The sequence below is a fragment of the Nonomuraea sp. NPDC050540 genome (assembly GCF_044457485.1).
GTDB lineage: Bacteria > Actinomycetota > Actinomycetes > Streptosporangiales > Streptosporangiaceae > Nonomuraea.
Genome location: NZ_JBITHA010000009.1, coordinates 219,188 through 235,773 on the forward strand (window position 1 = coordinate 219,188; position 16,586 = coordinate 235,773).

At 70.6% G+C, this 16,586-nt stretch carries 13 protein-coding genes; 6 read left to right on the top strand and 7 right to left on the bottom strand.

From position 1 onward, the window contains the following. Positions 1 to 6: 6 nt before the first annotated feature. From ACIBI5_RS30050 to mtrA, 3 genes are read right to left on the bottom strand one after another with little or no spacing between them, the layout of a single operon-like run. Positions 7 to 1,686 (bottom strand): LpqB family beta-propeller domain-containing protein, encoded by a 1,680-nt coding sequence (locus ACIBI5_RS30050; RefSeq protein WP_397252092.1) that lies wholly within the window; start codon positions 1,684 to 1,686, stop codon positions 7 to 9. After that, positions 1,676 to 3,415, bottom strand: coding sequence for an MtrAB system histidine kinase MtrB (mtrB, locus tag ACIBI5_RS30055; protein ID WP_379609863.1), 1,740 nt, complete (start codon positions 3,413 to 3,415; stop codon positions 1,676 to 1,678). The genes ACIBI5_RS30050 and mtrB overlap by 11 nt, the downstream gene beginning before the upstream one ends. 19 nt (positions 3,416 to 3,434) lie before the next feature. Continuing rightward, positions 3,435 to 4,112, bottom strand: coding sequence for an MtrAB system response regulator MtrA (gene mtrA, locus ACIBI5_RS30060; RefSeq protein WP_043620615.1), 678 nt, complete (start codon positions 4,110 to 4,112; stop codon positions 3,435 to 3,437). 271 nt (positions 4,113 to 4,383) lie between these two features. Between mtrA and ACIBI5_RS30065 the strand changes: the two genes are divergently transcribed. The 5 genes from ACIBI5_RS30065 to ACIBI5_RS30085 are packed head-to-tail and all read left to right on the top strand — an operon-like array spanning position 4,384 to position 9,748. Then, positions 4,384 to 5,655, top strand: coding sequence for a glycerophosphoryl diester phosphodiesterase membrane domain-containing protein (locus ACIBI5_RS30065; protein ID WP_397252093.1), 1,272 nt, complete (start codon positions 4,384 to 4,386; stop codon positions 5,653 to 5,655). Continuing rightward, a complete protein-coding gene (locus tag ACIBI5_RS30070; RefSeq protein ID WP_397252094.1) occupies positions 5,652 to 6,257 on the top strand; it encodes a DUF4129 domain-containing protein in 606 nt (201 codons plus the stop codon). The genes ACIBI5_RS30065 and ACIBI5_RS30070 overlap by 4 nt, the downstream gene beginning before the upstream one ends. Continuing rightward, positions 6,254 to 7,393: a DUF4350 domain-containing protein gene (locus ACIBI5_RS30075; RefSeq protein ID WP_397252095.1), complete on the top strand. Its 1,140-nt coding sequence runs from the start codon at positions 6,254 to 6,256 to the stop codon at positions 7,391 to 7,393. Before ACIBI5_RS30070 ends, ACIBI5_RS30075 begins: the two co-directional genes overlap by 4 nt. Next, entirely contained in the window at positions 7,383 to 8,369 is a 987-nt protein-coding gene (locus ACIBI5_RS30080; RefSeq protein ID WP_397252097.1) for an AAA family ATPase, read from the top strand. The genes ACIBI5_RS30075 and ACIBI5_RS30080 overlap by 11 nt, the downstream gene beginning before the upstream one ends. Beyond that, on the top strand, positions 8,369 to 9,748 hold the full coding sequence (locus ACIBI5_RS30085; protein WP_397252098.1) for a DUF58 domain-containing protein: 1,380 nt from the start codon (positions 8,369 to 8,371) through the stop codon (positions 9,746 to 9,748). Before ACIBI5_RS30080 ends, ACIBI5_RS30085 begins: the two co-directional genes overlap by 1 nt. Positions 9,749 to 9,754: 6 nt before the next feature. On the opposite strand, the gene ACIBI5_RS30090 is transcribed toward ACIBI5_RS30085, so the two are convergent. Beyond that, positions 9,755 to 10,747 (bottom strand): stage II sporulation protein M, encoded by a 993-nt coding sequence (locus ACIBI5_RS30090; RefSeq protein WP_397252099.1) that lies wholly within the window; start codon positions 10,745 to 10,747, stop codon positions 9,755 to 9,757. Positions 10,748 to 10,777: 30 nt separating this feature from the next. Here ACIBI5_RS30090 and ACIBI5_RS30095 point away from each other — a divergent pair, with 30 nt between their 5' ends. Then, complete coding sequence (locus ACIBI5_RS30095) at positions 10,778 to 12,016, top strand: RDD family protein (RefSeq protein WP_397252100.1); 1,239 nt, start codon at positions 10,778 to 10,780, stop codon at positions 12,014 to 12,016. 16 nt (positions 12,017 to 12,032) lie between these two features. On the opposite strand, the gene ACIBI5_RS30100 is transcribed toward ACIBI5_RS30095, so the two are convergent. The 3 genes from ACIBI5_RS30100 to ACIBI5_RS30110 form a co-directional block, all read right to left on the bottom strand. Continuing rightward, positions 12,033 to 13,334 carry an LVIVD repeat-containing protein gene (locus ACIBI5_RS30100; RefSeq protein ID WP_397252267.1) on the bottom strand — a complete coding sequence of 434 codons (1,302 nt, stop codon included), beginning with the start codon at positions 13,332 to 13,334 and terminating at the stop codon, positions 12,033 to 12,035. A 313-nt stretch (positions 13,335 to 13,647) separates the two neighbouring features. Further along, a complete protein-coding gene (locus ACIBI5_RS30105) occupies positions 13,648 to 15,027 on the bottom strand; it encodes an LVIVD repeat-containing protein (protein ID WP_397252268.1) in 1,380 nt (459 codons plus the stop codon). Positions 15,028 to 15,049: 22 nt separating this feature from the next. Then, a complete protein-coding gene (locus tag ACIBI5_RS30110) occupies positions 15,050 to 16,462 on the bottom strand; it encodes an LVIVD repeat-containing protein (RefSeq protein WP_397252101.1) in 1,413 nt (470 codons plus the stop codon). Between the last annotated feature and the right edge of the window lie 124 nt (positions 16,463 to 16,586).

The window sequence follows — 16,586 nt, forward strand, 5'->3', positions numbered from 1 at the left end:
AAGGTCTCATCCCAGCGGGAAGATCGGCTCCTGCGAGGTCTCCTTGACCTTGGTGACCCACCCCTGCTGGTCCTTGAACTCCAGGATCTCGGCGGGGCCGCCGGTCGCCTCGTCCAGCGTTCCCGCCATGATCTGCGGTCCCAGCGCGGCGATCGAGTCGAGGCGTTTGTCCGAGGTCAGCGTGGCCGTCTCCCCGTCGCCGACGTCGATCTCCATGAGCGTCTGCCCGGCCTTGCCCGAGACCAGGACGAGCAGGTGCTCGCCGTCGCGCCAGGCGATGTCCTTGACCGTCTCGCCCTGGCGGACGGTCAGCAGTTGCTGGAAGTTGCCGAGCATCAGCCCTAGGCTGCCGCCGGTGATGGCGCCCACGCGGACTTCCCTGCCGCCCACCCCGGCTGCCACGCGTACCCCGTCACGCGAGATCCGCAGGTCGGTGACGTCCTTGCCATCGAGTTCCGGAGCCGCCACCCGCGTCGGCGCGCCGCCGGGGTCGCGGCGCAGCACGGCGCCCGAGCCCTTCTCGAACGCCCACAGCGATCCGTCGCGATGCCAGGAGGGCGAGGTGAGCCGGCCCTCCATGACCCGCTCCCACTGGCCGTTCGGATTGACGGGGGCGACGTAGATGCCGTCGGCCCCCACCGCGGCGACCTTGTCCCCGTCCTTGGAGAGGGCCTGGCCGGTGTAGCCGTTCGGCTTTCCCGCCTGGCCGTTGACCGCGTTGCCCGCGCCCTCGGTGCTGGTGAAGTGCACCGCGCCGCCGGTCGTGTAATAGGAGGGGCTCTTCGTGGACGGATACCAGGTCTGGGCGTCGTTGGGCTGGATGCCCAGGATGTACGGCTCGCCGTTGTGCAGCACGTCGATGGGCTGCGCCGCGGTGACCTTCTCCAGGCTGGCGCGGAGCTGGGCCTTGAAGGCGTCGGTGTCGGCCAGGGCGGGCGCGCCGCTGAGGCTGATGACGACCTTGTCGTCGGTGGCGGTGACGGAGTCCACGCCGACGTTGCCGGTCAGCGCGGTGCCGACGGCGCCGCGCAGCGCGCTGCTCGGTCCCTTGAGCAGCCGTTCGATGATCGTCTCCGCGAGGTTCTCGCCCGGCTTGAGCCGCAGGTGGACCGCGTCGGAGACCAGCAGCCCGTCCGGCTTCTGCGCGCCGTTGAGGTAGTAGAGCAGCGTGGGACGGTAGGCCCGGCCGACGTCGTCGGCCCGCATCATCAGGCCGTTCTCCAGCCCGCCGTCGACGCGCCAGCCGCCGGACTCCTTCTTGAGCGTGAAGGTCGGCGTCAGCTTCTCCGCGTCGGACACGTACCGGTCGTCGTCCTCGATGCGCGCGATCTTGTTGGCGGTGAGCTGGACCGTCCCGTTGTCCTCCTTGAACGTGGGCGGATCGATCACGGTGATCGGGCCCACGGGACGCCAGGCGTTGCGCGCCCGCTGCGTCATGTACTGCAGGAGCGTCGTGGGGTCGTCGGGGTAGGCGGCCATGGCGGCGAGCATCCCCTCGACGACCTTCCGCGGCGTCCAGTCGTTCTTGGGCGGGGAGACGATCAGGCGCACGAACGGCTTGGTCAGGTCGCCGCCCACCGCCTCCTCCGGCGCGGTCGGGCTGCCCACCGGGATGACCGCGCAGCCGCACGACAGCACGAACGCGAGCGTGAGCACCGCGGCCAGGGCCCGTCTGCTACTCGTCATGGAGATCCCCCGTGGCCGGGGTGAGCACCGGTGTCATGTGGCCGCGCCAGGTGCGGCGCATCTCCACCTCGGGCGGCACCAGCGACAGCGGCGAGCCCTTCAGGTCGAGCCCCGCCGCCCTGGGCAGCGTCAGGCGGAACTGCGAGCCGTCCCCCGGCTGCCCCCACGCCTGCAGCCAGCCGCCGTGCAGCGTGGCGTCCTCACGCGAGATCGCGAGGCCGAGCCCGGTGCCGCCGATGGTCCTGGCCCGCGAGGGGTCGGCCCGCCAGAAGCGGTCGAAGACCATGTTGTCCTCGCCGGGCTTCAGACCAACCCCATGATCCCGTACGGCTACCGCCACCGAGTCCCGGTCGGCCCCCACCGACACCACGATCTCCTTGCCCTCGCCGTGCTCGATGGCGTTGAACAGCAGGTTGCGCAGGATCCGCTCGACCCGGCGGCTGTCGATCTCGGCCATGCAGGGCTCGCTGGGCAGCCGCAGCTCGAAGCGGGTGGAGTGCCGCTCGGCCAGCGCCTCGGAGTCGGCGATGGCGCGCAGGACCACGTCGCGCACGTCGGTGGAGTCGAGGTCGAGCGTGGCCGCTCCGGCGTCGTAGCGGCTGATCTCCAGCAGGTCGGCCAGCATCGACTCGAACCGTTCGAGCTGGGCCTGCATGAGCTCGGCCGAGCGCGAGGCCATCGGGTCGAAGTCCTCGCGGGCGTCGTAGAGCAGGTCGGCGGCCATGCGCACGGTGGTCAGCGGGGTGCGCAGCTCGTGCGAGACGTCGGAGACGAACTGCCGCTGGACCTGCGAGAGCTCCTCCAGCTGGTGGATCTTCAACGCCAGGTTGGCGGCCATCTCGTTGAAGGAGGTGGCCAGGCGGGCCAGGTCGTCCTCGCCGCGTACCTTGAGCCGTTCGTCGAGCTTTCCCGAGGCCAGGCGCTCGGCGGCCTGGCGGGCCAGCCGTACCGGAGTGACGACCTGACGCGCGACCAGGTAGGCGATGGCGGCGAGCAGGAGCACGAGGCCCACGCCCACGACGACCAGCAGCTGGCGCACCGAGGTGAGCATCTCGACTTCCTGCGTGAGCGGGAAGAAGTGGTAGAGCTCGTAGTTCTGGACGCCGGTCTCGCCGGGGACGCTGATCACGACGCCGGTGGCCAGGGTGGGACGGGGCTCGCCCTTGACCGGGATGGTTGTCAGCCAGGAGTAGGGATGGTCGAACTTCTGGCGCTTGACGTCACGTTCGAGGTATTCGCTCAGCTGGAGCGGGATGTCGGCGGGGTTGACGTTGCCGATGGCGCGGGATCTGCCGGGCTCGTGGGGGTTGAGGACGAGCAGGTCGTAGCGCAGGCGCGGGGCGTTCTCGCTGACGCCGGCGATGGCGTTGAGCACCTGGTCGAGCGGGTCGGGCGGCTGCTTCTTGCCCGCTTCTCCGGCTTTGGAGTCCTCGGGCTGCTTCTGGGCCAGGGCGGCGAGGATCTGGGTGCGGTCGCTGAGCGCCTCGTTCATCGCCGCGCGGGCGCGTCCGTTGACGACGCTTTCGTTGATCTCCTGGAACAGGAAGGCGCCCAGCACCGCCACCACGGTCATGGAGATCACCAGCGTGCTGGTGACCACCTGGAGCTGGAGCGAACGGCGCCAGACGCGCCTGACCGTGCCCACCGCACGCCTGGTCCGCCGCCGGACGCCGCCGAGGATCTGGCGGAGCGTACGGCGGCGGCCGGCCTTCTTCGTCGTCGGGGGCATGGCTCGGGGTGGTCCGGCGCTAGGCCGGGCCTGCCTTGTATCCCACGCCGCGGACCGTCACCACGATCTCCGGGTGCTCGGGGTCCTTCTCGATCTTGGCCCGGAGCCGCTGGACGTGCACGTTGACCAGACGGGTGTCGGCCGCGTGCCGGTAGCCCCAGACCTGCTCGAGCAGGACCTCGCGGGTGAAGACCTGGCGCGGCTTGCGCGCCAGCGCGACGAGCAGGTCGAACTCCAGCGGCGTGAGGTTGATGGTCTCCTCACCGCGTTTGACGGAGTGGCCCGCCACGTCGATGGTGATGTCGCCGATCTGCAGGATCTCGGGTGTCGGCTCGTCGGTACGGCGCAGCCGCGCCCGTACCCGAGCCACGAGCTCCTTCGGCTTGAACGGCTTGACGATGTAATCGTCGGCCCCGGACTCGAGTCCGAGTACGACGTCGATCGTGTCGCTCTTGGCGGTGAGCATCACGATCGGAACCCCCGACTCCGCCCTGATCCTGCGCGCGACGTCGATGCCATCCGCCCCCGGCAGCATCAGGTCGAGCAGAACCAGGTCCGGGCGTGTATCCCGGAACGCGTCGAGGGCCTTGTCGCCGTCCGAGACAAAGGATGGTTCGAAGCCTTCTCCGCGCAACACGATGCCAAGCATCTCGGCGAGAGCGGCGTCGTCGTCGACGACCAGCACGCGACCTTTCATGGCCCCTCATTCGTTCTACGCATTGTGGGACATACCCGCATGATTGCTGTAGGTTACCCTTGCCCAGCTCATGGGTGTGACTCCAGCACATCAAAAGCCGAATTTTAGACTTGCAGCGGCGTCCACCTTCTCAGTCTGCGGTAACCGGCCGACTTTCGGCTATCCCCGAAGTTCTGCCCGGGCCGGAAACACCCTGGAATGCAGGGGTAGTTCAGCCGGGCGAAACGACCGCGTGACCCCAATGAGTCGCCCACCATGCCAGGATTGGGATATGTCAGACGGTCCTTCGCCCGAGCGGCCACCAGGATGGTCGGCCGAGCAGCCCCCACCCTACGGCGCGCCGCCGGCTTCCCCATGGACCGCGCCCGGATCCGGGCCGCAGCCGGTCTCCTACGGCCAGCCGTACGGTGAGCAGCCGCCCCCGCCCCCGCCCTACGGCGCGCAGCAGCCTCCTCCCCCGCCCCCTCCCGGAGCGCAGCCGTACCAGCAGCTGCCGCCTCCGCCCGGATACGGCCACATGCCGCCGCCGCAGCACCTGCGGCCCGGCATCATCCCGCTGCGCCCGCTGGGGCTCGGCGACATCCTCGACGGCTCCATCAAGTTCATCCGCTCCAACCCGAAGGCCATCCTCGGCATGTCGGCGCTGGCCGCCGCACTCGCCTCGGTGCCCGTGGCGATCGCCACCGCGGTGATGAACGGCCAGCTGTCCTCGCTCAGCCGCGACCCGGAGAGCGTCAGCAGCGGCGGGGTGATCGGCACCGTCGTCGCCGGCTACAGCGGCATCCTCATCTCGGCGGTCGTCGGCTTCGTCGTGACCACCGTGCTCACCGGCATCCTCACCCGCATCCTCGGCCGGTCCGTCTTCGGCGGGAAGATCACGCCCGGCGAGGCGTGGCACCTGGTCAAGGGCAGGATCGGGGCGCTGTTCGGCGTCGTGGTGCTGGTCGGGCTGGTGATGCTGGCACCTGTCGTACCGCTGGTGGCGCTCTTCGTCGTCCTCGGCCTGAACACCAGCTCGGCGGAAGGCGCGTTCGGCCTGATCGGGCTGATGCTCCTGATGCTCCTGCTGTACGCCGTGTACGCGTTGTTCTTCAACACCAGGTTCGCCTTCGCCGCGCCCATCGTGGTGCTGGAGGGCCGCGGGCCGGTCGAGGCCATGAAACGCTCGTGGCGGCTGGTCTCCGGCGACTTCTGGCGCGTGCTCGGCATCCTGCTCCTGACCGGGATTCTGGCGTACCTGGTCAGCAGCGTCCTGAGCATTCCCTTCTCCTTCGGCGCGCAGTTGCTGGGCGTGACGGGCACCGGCGGCGTCGGCGTGGTGGCGATCAGCGCCGTCCTGATCGCGATCGGCGCCACGCTGTCCGCGATGATCGTCTACCCGTTCCAGGCGGCGGTCGCCGGTCTGCTCTACGCCGACCGCAGGATGCGCAGCGAGGCCTTCGACCTGGTCCTCCAGACCGCGGCGATCGAACAGCAGCGACAGGGGTGGGTGCACTCCTCCGCCGACGAGCTCTGGCACCCGTCGAACGCCGCCCGGTCGTGACCCCGATCGGCCGGGACGAGGCGCGACGGCGCGCCGCGGAGGAACTGCTCAGGCCCGAGTACGAGAAGGAAGGGCTGCTCGCCCGCATCACCCGCGTGGTCCAGCAGTTCATCGGCGACCTGCTGGACGCCGCGACGGGCGGTGGCGCCGCCGGCGGCGTCATCGCGGCGATCCTCATCGGGCTGATCATCCTCGGCGTCGCGGCCCTGGTCGTCTGGCGGCTGCGCAAGACGTCCCGGCGCAACGCCCCCGTCACCGGCCTCGTCTTCGACGATCGCACGCTGACCGCCGCCGAGCACCGCGCCATCGCCGAGCGGCTGGCCGCCGAGCAGCACTGGAGCGAGGCGGTCCAGGAACGCCTGCGCGCCATCGCCCGTGACCTGGAGGAGCGCGCGCTCGTGAACGGCCTGCCCGGCCGCACCGCCGACGAACTGGCCGCGGAGGCCGGGGCCGCGCTGCCCGCGTTCGCCGGCGAACTGGCCGCCGCCGCGCGCTCCTTCGACGACGTCACCTACGGCGACGTGCCCGGCACCCCCGCCGCCTACGACGCGATGACCTCCCTGGACCAGCGGCTCCAGGCGGCGAAGCCGGTGCTGGCATGAGCGTGAGCACCTCGCCCACCACGGGTTCGCTGTGGCGGGCCGGACGGTTCTGGATCGCGCTCGGCGCGCTCGTCGCGGTGACCGCGATCATCGGCGTGGCCCTCGCGCCCGGCGCGCGCGAGGCACGCCGCCTCGACCCCGCCGACACCTCGATGGAAGGCTCGAAGGCGCTGGCGGAACTGCTGCGCAAGCGGGGCGTCACCGTCGACAGGGTCGACTCGGTCGAGGCCGCCATCGCCAAGGGCGGCGGCAGGCTCCTGCTCGTCACCCACACCGCCTCCTTCGACTGGCAGCAACTCGACCGGCTCGCGCAGCTCCAGGGCGACCGGGTGATCGTCGGCCACCTGGACGGGCTCGACGTGCTGGCTCCCGGCATCACGCCCGAGTCGGAGGCGGCCCGGGTGCGCTCCAGAGAGCCCGAATGCGACCTTCCGGCCGCGAGGGCGGCGGGCAGCGTCTATCTGGGGGGCGACCTGTTCAGAGGCGCCAACGGCTGTTACCCCGGCGAGAAGGGCTCGACGCTGGTCCAGGCGCCCGGCGAGGGCGGCACGGTCACCGTGCTCGGCGACGGCACGTTCATGACCAACCAGTACCTGGCCGAGGACGGCAACGCCGCGCTCGCGCTCAACCTGCTCGGGACCAAGCCGGCCGTCACCTGGCTGGTACGTCCCGACCAGCCGCCGACCGGCAGCCTGGCCGGGGCGGGCGGCAAGTCGCTGGGCGAACTGGTCCCGGACAGCGTTCCGTGGGCGGTGCTCGCCGCCTGCCTGGCCGTGCTCGTCACCGCCTACTGGCGCGGGCGCAGGCTCGGGCCCGTCGTCGCCGAGAAGCTGCCCGTCGTGGTGCGCGCCGCCGAGACCGTCGAGGGCCGGGGGCGCCTCTACCGGGCCAGGCGGGCCAGGGAGCGGGCCGCCGCCGTGCTCAGGGCCGGGACCGTCGACCGGCTGACGCCGCGGGTCGGGCTCGCGCCCGGCGCCGGTCAGCATGAGGTCGTGGCGGCGGTGGCCGTACGGACGGGGCAGGACGCGCATCAGGTCGGCGGCGCGCTGTACGGCCCGCCGCCCGCCGACGACGCCGGGCTCGTCGCCCTGGCCCGATACTTGGAATTCATCGAAAGGATCGTGCGTGAACACTGAGGAGACGACGCGCGTCGCCGCCACCGCCCGAGGCGACTCGGCCAGGGAAGCGCTGGGCGCGCTGCGTGCCGAGGTGTCCAAGGCCGTGGTCGGCCAGGACGCGGTGGTGACGGGGCTGGTCATCGCACTGCTGTGCCGCGGGCACGTGCTGCTCGAAGGCGTACCGGGCGTCGCCAAGACCCTGATGGTGCGTACGCTGTCGTCGGCGCTGGCCCTGGACTTCAAGCGGGTGCAGTTCACCCCCGACCTGATGCCCGGCGACGTCACCGGCTCGCTGATCTACGACGCGAAGACCGCCGAGTTCGAGTTCCGCGAGGGACCCGTCTTCACCAACCTCATGCTCGCCGACGAGATCAACCGCACGCCGCCGAAGACGCAGGCCGCACTCCTGGAGGCCATGGAGGAGCGGCAGGTCAGCGTCGAGGGCACCGCGCGCATGCTGCCCGACCCGTTCGTGGTGTGCGCGACCCAGAACCCCGTCGAGTACGAGGGCACCTACCAGCTTCCCGAGGCCCAGCTCGACCGGTTCCTGCTGAAGCTGACCGTGCCGCTGCCGCCGCGCGAGCAGGAGATCGCGGTGCTCCAGCGCCACGCGAACGGCTTCGACCCGCGCGACCTGTCGGAGATCAAGCCCGTCGCCACCGCCGACGACCTCGCCGCGGGCCGCGAGGCCGTCGCGAAGGTGCACGTGGCGCCCGAGGTGCTCGGCTACATCGTCGACGTCGGACGGGCCACGCGCACCTCGCCGTCGCTCCAGCTCGGCGTCTCGCCGCGTGGCGCCACCGCGCTGCTGGCCGCCGCGCGGGCGTGGGCGTGGCTGTCCGGCCGGCCGTACGTCACTCCCGACGACGTCAAGGCGCTGGCCCGTCCGGCGCTGCGCCACCGCATCCAGCTGCGGCCGGAGGCCGAGCTGGAGGGCGCGACCGCCGACGGCCTGCTCGACGGCATCCTGGCCTCGGTCCCGGTCCCGCGCTGATGGCTCTCACGGGGCGGGCCGCGCTGGTCGCGGCGGTGGGGATCGTGGTGGTGCTGATCGCGCCCGAGCCCGGGTTCGCGCTGCTCGGCTGGCTGTTCGTGCTGGCCGCCGCGATCACCGTCGACCTCGTGCTCGCGGGCTCCGTGCGCCCGCTGCGCTTCCACCGCTCAGGCGACAATCTGGTACGGCTCGGCCAGACCGGCACCGTCGAACTGACCGTGGAGAACCCCGGCCCCCGCAGGGTCCAGGGCGTGCTCAGAGACGCCTGGCCGCCCTCGGCCGGAGCCGCACCCCGGGAGCTGAAGCTGGACGTCCCGGCGGGCGAACGCCGCCGCCTGGTGGTGACGCTGACCCCGACCAGGCGCGACGACCGCGCCTCCGCCTCGGTGACGGTCCGCTCCGTGGGCCCGCTCGGCCTGGCCGCCAGGCAGGGCGCCCACAGCGCGCCCTGGTCGGTACGCGTGCTGCCGCCGTTCCTGTCCCGCAAGCACCTGCCCTCGCGCCTGGCCAAGCTGCGCGAGCTCGAAGGACAGCACCCCGCGCTGGTTCGCGGCCAGGGCACCGAGTTCGACTCGCTGCGCGAGTACGTGGTCGGCGACGACGTGCGTTCCATCGACTGGCGGGCCAGCGCCCGCCGCCACGACGTGGTCGTCCGCACGTGGCGTCCCGAACGCGACCGCAGGGTCCTCATCGTCCTGGACACCGGCCGCACGTCGGCCGGGCGCGTGGGCACCGCCCCGGTCCCGCTGACCGGCGACACCGGCAGGGCCGCCCTGGAAGTCCTCACCCCGTCGGACCAGGCCCGCCCCGTCCCCGGCTGGCCGCGCCTGGACTGGTCCATGGACGCCGCTCTGCTGCTGGCCGCCCTGGCCGCCCGCGCCGGCGACCGCGTCGACTTCCTCGCCTACGACCGCGCGGTGCGCGCCTGGGTCTCCGGCGCCTCCCGCACCGAACTGCTCACCGCGCTCGTCAACTCCATGGCCCCCATCGAGGCGGAACTCATCGAAGCCGACTCCCCCGGCATGGTGGCCAACATCCTGTCCCGCGCGAAGCGCCGCTGCCTCGTGGTCCTGCTGACCGACCTGAACGCGTCGGCGCTCGACGAGGGCCTGATGCCGGTGCTGCCCCAGTTGTCCTCGCGCCACCTGGTCCTGGTGGCCGGTGTGTCCGACCCGGCGGTGGCCGACATGGCGGGCCGCAAGGCGACGGCGGAAGAGGTGTACGACGCCGCGGCCGCCGAATACACCCGCATCGAACGCCGCCGGATCACCGCGAGGTTGCGCCGCCACGGGGTGGAGGTCGTGGACGCCGCCCCCGAGGACATCGCCCCCGCCCTGGCCGACGCCTACCTCGCCCTGAAGGCCGCCGGCCGCCTCTGATCCCGGTCAGGCCGTGGGGGCGAGGTCGGGCGCGCGTTCCACGTCCCCGGTCTCCTGGGCGCGCATGGCCCGGCGGCCGTAGAAGACCACGTACGCCAGGAAGGCGGCCTCCGCCAGGACGCCGATGGCGATGCGGGCCCAGGTCGGCAGGCCGGACGGGGTGACGAACGCTTCTATCAGGCCCGACACGAACAGCACCACGACCAGGCCCATGGCCACGCTCATCACCGCCCTGCCCTGCTCGGCCAGCGCCTCGGCGCGCCTCCTGGGGCCTGGGTCGATGACCGTCCAGCCCAGTCTCAGGCCCACCGCCGCGGCCAGGAAGACCGCCGTCAGCTCCAGCAGGCCGTGCGGGGTGATCAGGCCGAAGAAGATGTCGAGCTTGCCGCGGGAAGCCATGAGCCCGCCGGAGACGGCGACGTTGGCGGCGTTCTGGAACAAGAAGTACGGGATGGGCAGGCCCATGAAGATGGCGCCGATGAGCATCAGCGCGGCCACCCACGCGTTGTTGATCCACACCCGGCTGGCGAAGGACGCCGCCGGGTTCTCCGAGTAGTAGTCGGCGAAGTCGTGCTCGACGAGCTGGGTGATCTCCTCCGGTGTGGCGATCGCGCGCTGCACCTCGGGGTCGCCCGCCACCCACGCGCCCATCACCCAGGCCACGACGACGAACGCCACCGTCGCCCCCAGCCACCACCACCGCGCCCGGTAGGCCACGACGGGGAACGACACCGTGAAGAAGCGCGCGAACTCCCGCCACGCCGGCACGTGCGCCCCCGTCACCGCCGAGCGCGCCCGCGCCACCAGGGCGGACAGGCGGCCGGTCAGCATCGCGTCGGTCGAGGCCGAGCGGACGATGGACAGGTGCGTCGACACCCGCTGGTAAAGCTCGACGAGCTCGTCCACCTCCGCCCCGGTCAGCCTGCCGCGGTGCTTGACCAGATGCTCCAGCCGGTCCCAGGTGGGACGGTGTGCGGCGATGAACGCGTCGATATCCACCCGACCATTGTCACCGACTAGGCTCCCGGTATGTCCGAGGTTGTGACGGGAGACGCCGTCGTCGTCGAAGTACGCGTGGCGCAGATGCCCTCGCGGGCCGTCGCCGTCGTGATCGACATGCTGGTCCAAGGCGTTCTGATGATCGGGTTCGCCGTCCTGCTGATCAACTTCGCGGGCATCAGCGACTCCGCGCTGTTCGCCGCGGCCAACATCGTCATGGTCGTGCTGGTGATCGTCGGCTACCCCGTCCTCTTCGAGACGGCCACGCGCGGACGCAGCCTGGGCAAGCTGGCGCTCGGCCTGCGGGTGGTGGGCGACGACGGCAGCCCTGAACGTTTCCGGCAGGCGTTGATGCGGGGGCTGGCGGGGGTGATGGAGTTCTGGATGTTCTCCGGCGCCCCGGCCCTGATCTCGTCCCTGGTCTCGCAGCGCGGCAAGCGGCTCGGTGACGTGTTCGCCGGGACGATCGTGATCTCGGAACGCGCGCCGCGCGACACCACCCAGGCGATCGTGATGCCGCCTCAGCTGGCCGCCTGGGCCGCGAGGCTGGAGCTGTCCCAGTTGCCCGACGAGGTGGCCTCGGCCGCCCGGCAGTACCTGTCGCGCTGGTACGACCTCGCGCCCGCCGTACAGCACGAGATGGGGGTGCGCATCGCCAACCAGGTCGCCTCCTACGTCTCGCCCGCCGCCCCGGGGGGCGTGCCGCCGCACGCGTACCTGAGCGCCGTCCTGGCCGAGCGCCGCCGCCGCGAGGAAGTACGGCTCGCCCGCCACACCCGCCCGCCGGCCCCCTGGACCCAGCCCCCCGGCTCCCCGCACCCGCGACCCGTCAGCGCCCAGCCCGCTCCGGCACCGCCGGGCCGATGGGCTCAGCAGGAACCGGCCGCACCGTGGTCCCAGCCTTGGCAGGTGCCGCAGTCCGCGTCATCCCAAGTGCCGCAGCCCTCCCCTGGGCCCGTTTCGCCGAACCCCTGGGCACTTCCCGGGCAGCCTGCGCCCGTCCAACAGGCGGCCCAGCCCCGGCCCGGGACGGGATGGCACCCGGGCCCCACGCTTCCGCCGCCTCAGCCACCGCCGGCGCCCGGTCAGCCCGAGACGGGGTGGCAGCCCGGCCAGATGAGCCCTCAGCACCCGATGCCGCACCCCGCCCAGCCGGGCCCCGCCCAGCCGGGACCCGCGGTGGACCGGCGGCCAACGGCGCTGCCCGACTACAGCCGGCCGGCGGAGCCGCCCGGTGTCACGCCGGGCGGGTTCGCGCCGCCAGCCTAGGACGTGCCCGGGGCGTTCAGTAGCCGTACTGGGTCTGGGTGTTGAGGATCTTGAGCTTCACCTTCTTGGCCGGGTCGGTGCGCGGGTCGTCGATGCGCAGCACGTCCAGGCCCTTCTGGATGTCGCTGCTGTAGACGTGGCCGTTGTAGTAGTACGCCGACCAGGAGCCGGCGATGTCGCTGCCCTTGAACGGCGGGCGCTCGAAGTAGCCGATCTCCTGCGGCCGGGCGGGGTCGGTGAAGTCGACGAACGAGACGCCGCCCTGGTACCAGGCCTGGACCATGATGTCCTTGCCCTTGACGGGGATGAGCGAGCCGTTGTGGGCGACGCAGTTCTGGCGCTTGTCCTGCGTGCGGGGGATCTTGAAGTACGCCCGCTTGGCCAGTTCCCCGCCGGAGATGTCGTACACGGCGTCGGCGCCCCGCTCGGGCCCGGTGGCCTTGTCGCAGACGCCCGCGGCGCCGCCGCCGAGCTCGTCGGTGAAGAACACCTTGGTGCCCGCGTTGTTGAACGTGGCCGAGTGCCAGAAGGCGAAGTTCTCGTCGGTGACGCGGGCGGTGACCTTGGGCTTCTCGCGGTCGGCGATGTCGAGCAGCACCCCGTCGCCCATGCAGGCGCCGGCGGCGAGGTCCTTGGCCGGGTACACGGTGATGTCGTGGCAGCCGGAGGTGGTCGGCCCGCCGGACTGCTCGGGGAAGAGCACGGGCGTGGCGACGACCTTGGCGGCGGTGGGCTTCTTGAGCGGCACCTTGACGATGGAGATCTTGTCGTGCGGCGGCTTGCACCCGGCGAGGATGTCCCCCGGCCCATACGAGGACACGTAGAGGTAGACCGACTTGCCCTTCTTGTCCGGCACCAGCGTGTGCGTGTGGGAACCGCAGGCGGTCTTCACGGCCTTGATGTACTTGGGCCGCGCCTTGTCGCTGATGTCGAAGATCCGGATGCCTTCCCAGGCGCCCTTGTCCGTCGGCGAACCGTACTCGCTGGAGCACGAGTCACCGGAACGCGACTCGTCCACGGACAGGAACAGCAGCTTCCCGGTGACGGACACGTCGTTCTGCGCCCCGGGACACGACACGCGGCTGACGACCTTCGGCTTGGCCGGATCGCCGATGTCGTACACGGTGAAGCCGTTGTAGTTGCCCTGGTACGCGTACCGCCCCTGGAAGGCCAGGTCGGTGTTGTACGCGTCCTCGGCGGCGAAGGGCGCCTGCTTCGGCACGTTGGCCACGTGCTTGACGTTGGCGCTGGTCTTGGGCTTCTCGGCCGCGTGGGCGGGCACGGCTCCCAGAAGCGCCAGTCCGGCCACCGCGGACATCAGGACCCTGCCGACTCTGGACACCACACAGACCTCCCCTGATCACCTGATGTCCCACTATGTCAGCAATCTTGGCCGTATCGGCGCCCGGCCCCGTCCGACGTGAGAAGCGACCCCCACGATCGGCGCCCACGCACGGCGGCGGGTGGCGGTGGGGCGGCTTGCCGTAGGGGATGGAGGGCTGTGACGGGAAGCCCACCCAAGGCGCGAGGCAACCGGGGCGGAGAGGACCCGTGCGATGGCGACCGGACAAAAGGGGCTCGCCCCCACGGAAGGTGTGGGGGCGAGCCGTGAAGCGCCGAGAACAGAGCGGTCAGTGGTGCCAGCCGTCCCGGTAGGACTCCTGGGTCTGGACGTTGAGCCGGTCGGTGCGGACGCGGTCGGCGCCGCGGACCAGCGGGTCGTTGACCTTGAGCACGTCGAGGCCGTTGTGGAAGTCGGCCGCGTAGATGTAGCCGTTGTAGTAGTACGCCGACCAGATGCCGCCGCCACCCTGGCTGGCCGGACCCCGCTCGAAGTACCCGAACTCACGCGGTCGCGAGATGTCCGTGAAGTCCACGAACGAGACGCCGCCCTGGTACCAGGCCTGGACCATGATGTCCTTGCCCTTGACCGGGATCAGCGAGCCGTTGTGGGCCACGCAGTTCTCGCTGTCCGCCTGGTGGCGGGGGATCTTGAAGTAGCTGCGGAACTTCAGCTGGCCCCTGCGGATGTCGTAGTAGGCGTTGGCACCGCGGGTCGGGCCGGTCGCCTCGTTGCAGGTGGCCGCGCCGCCGCCGCCGAGCTCGTCGGTGAAGACGACCTTCCTGGCGTCGTTGGTGAACGTCGCCGAGTGCCAGAACGCGAAGTTCGGGTCGGTGGTCCTGGCGGTCACCTTGGGGTTGAGCCGGTCGCGGATGTCGAACAGCACGCCGTCACCCATACAGGCGCCGGCCGCGATGTCCTTCTCCGCGTACGCGGTGATGTCGTGGCAGCCGCTGGTGGGCACCAGCAGGCCGGGCTGGGTCTCGTTGCCGCCGTCGGGGAAGACGACCGGCGTGGCGGCGACCGCGGCGGCCGTCGGGTTGCGCAGCGGGACCTTGATGATGGAGATCTTGTCGTGCGGCGGCGCGCAGTCGGGGAAGTTCGCCGCGGGCAGGTACGACGAGACGTACACGTAGAGGTTGCGCCGGCGGTCGTGGCCCTTGCCCGGCACCAGGGTCAGCGTGTGCGAACCGCAGTTCGTCTCGACCGACTTGATGTACTTGGGGTTGGCCTTGTCGCTGACGTCGAAGATGCGGACGCCTTCCCAGGACTCCTTGATCGTGGCGCTCTGGCCGGTGCTGTTGCAGGAGTCGTTGTTGCGGGAGGAGTCGACGGCGGCGAAGAGCAGGTCGCCGTAGACGGAGACGTCCATCTGGGAACCGGGGCAGACGACCGAGCTGACGACCTTGGTCTGCTTCGGGTTGCTGATGTCGTAGATGGAGAAGCCGCCGTAGTTACCGACGTAGGCGTAGTTGCCCTGGAAGGCGATGTCGGTGTTGATGGTGGCGGCGATCGGGGCCGGCTTCGGCACGTTGAGCACGTGCGAGACGTTCGGGCTGGTCACCACCGTGTCGACCGGTGGGATGTCGTTGGCGGCCGCGGGCACGGCCGTCGCCGCTAAGGCGACGGCGGCACCGGCCGCGACGAGGAAGCGCCGTGACGTGGACAGCAGCAAGGGAGTGTCCTCCTGGTCAGTCGTGGTCGTGACCGTGACCACGGTCGGGGTAAGAGGTCTGGGTCTGGGGGTTGAGACTGTCCAGGCGCACCCGCTTGGCCTGGTCGGTACGCCGGTCGTCGATCGACAGCACGTCGAGCCCGAGGTTGAAGTCGGAGCCGTAGATGTGGCCGTTGTAGTAGTACGCCGACCAGATGCCGCCGGACAGGGCCGGGGCGGTGTTGTCGGGGCCGCGCTCGTACCAGCCGATCTCCTTCGGGCGGGCCGAGTCGGTGAAGTCGACGATCGAGATGCCGCCCTGGTACCAGGCCTGGACCATGATGTCCTTGCCCTTGACCGGGATCAGCGAGCCGTTGTGGGCGACGCAGTTCTCCGTGTCCGCCTGCGGGCGCGGGATCTTGAAGTAGCTCTTGAAGTTGAGCTGGCCTCTGCGGATGTCGTAGTAGGCGTTGGCCCCGCGGGTGTTGGCGATGGTGGCGTTGCAGGTGGCGCGGGAGCCGCCGCCGAGCTCGTCGGTGAAGACGACCTTGTTGCCGCGGTTGTTGAAGGTCGCCGAGTGCCAGAACGCGAAGTTGACGTCGTCACGGACGGTGGCGGTGACCCTGGGGTTGAGGCGGTCGGAGATGTCCATCAGGATGCCTTCGCCCATGCAGGCGCCGGCCGCGATGTCCTTCTCCGCGTAGACGGTGATGTCGTGGCAGCCGCTGGTGGCCGACTTGCCGTCCGGGTAGGGCAGCGGAACCCCGGGGTTGCCGCCGTCGGGGAAGAGCACCGGCGTGGCGGCGACGGCTGCGGCCGTCGGGTTGCGCAGGGGCACCTTGATGATCGAGATCTTGTCGTGCGGTACGCCGCAGTCCGGGAAGTCGGCCCGGGGGCTGTAGGAGGAGACGTACACGTAGAGGTTGCGCCGGCGGTCGTGGCCCTTGCCAGGCACCAGGGTCAGCGTGTGCGAACCACAGTTCGTCTCGACCGACTTGATGTACTTGGGGTTGGTCTTGTCGCTGATGTCGAAGATCCGGACGCCTTCCCAGGACTCCTTGATCGTCGCACTCTGACCGGTGCTGTTGCAGGAGTCGTCGTTGCGGGAGGAGTCGACGGCGGCGAAGAGCAGGTCGCCGTAGACGGAGACGTCCATCTGGCCGCCCGGGCAGATCACGGTGCTGACCAGCGACGTCCGCGAGGGGCGCCGGATGTCGTAGATGGAGAAGCCGTAGTAGTTGCCGACGTAGGCGTAGTTGTCCTGGAAGGCCATGTCGGTGTTGATGTCGGCGAGCGCGGCGGGCTTCGGAACGTTCGTGACCTGCCGCATGTTGTCGCTCATGACCACCTCGCCGGGGGCGGGGATGTCGGCCGCCTGAGCGGGCAGCACACCTCCGACCAGGGCGATGGCGGCACCGAGCACGATGAGGGCCCTGCGGGGGGATAACACTCAGTCCTCCTATAAAGGGGGCATAAATGAAGAAATTTTCGTATGAAAACGGTCATTTGACCAGCACGCAAGCTGTCAAAGTTTGTAGCAATTTGCCGTCTTCCAACCCGCGCGATCGTCGTCT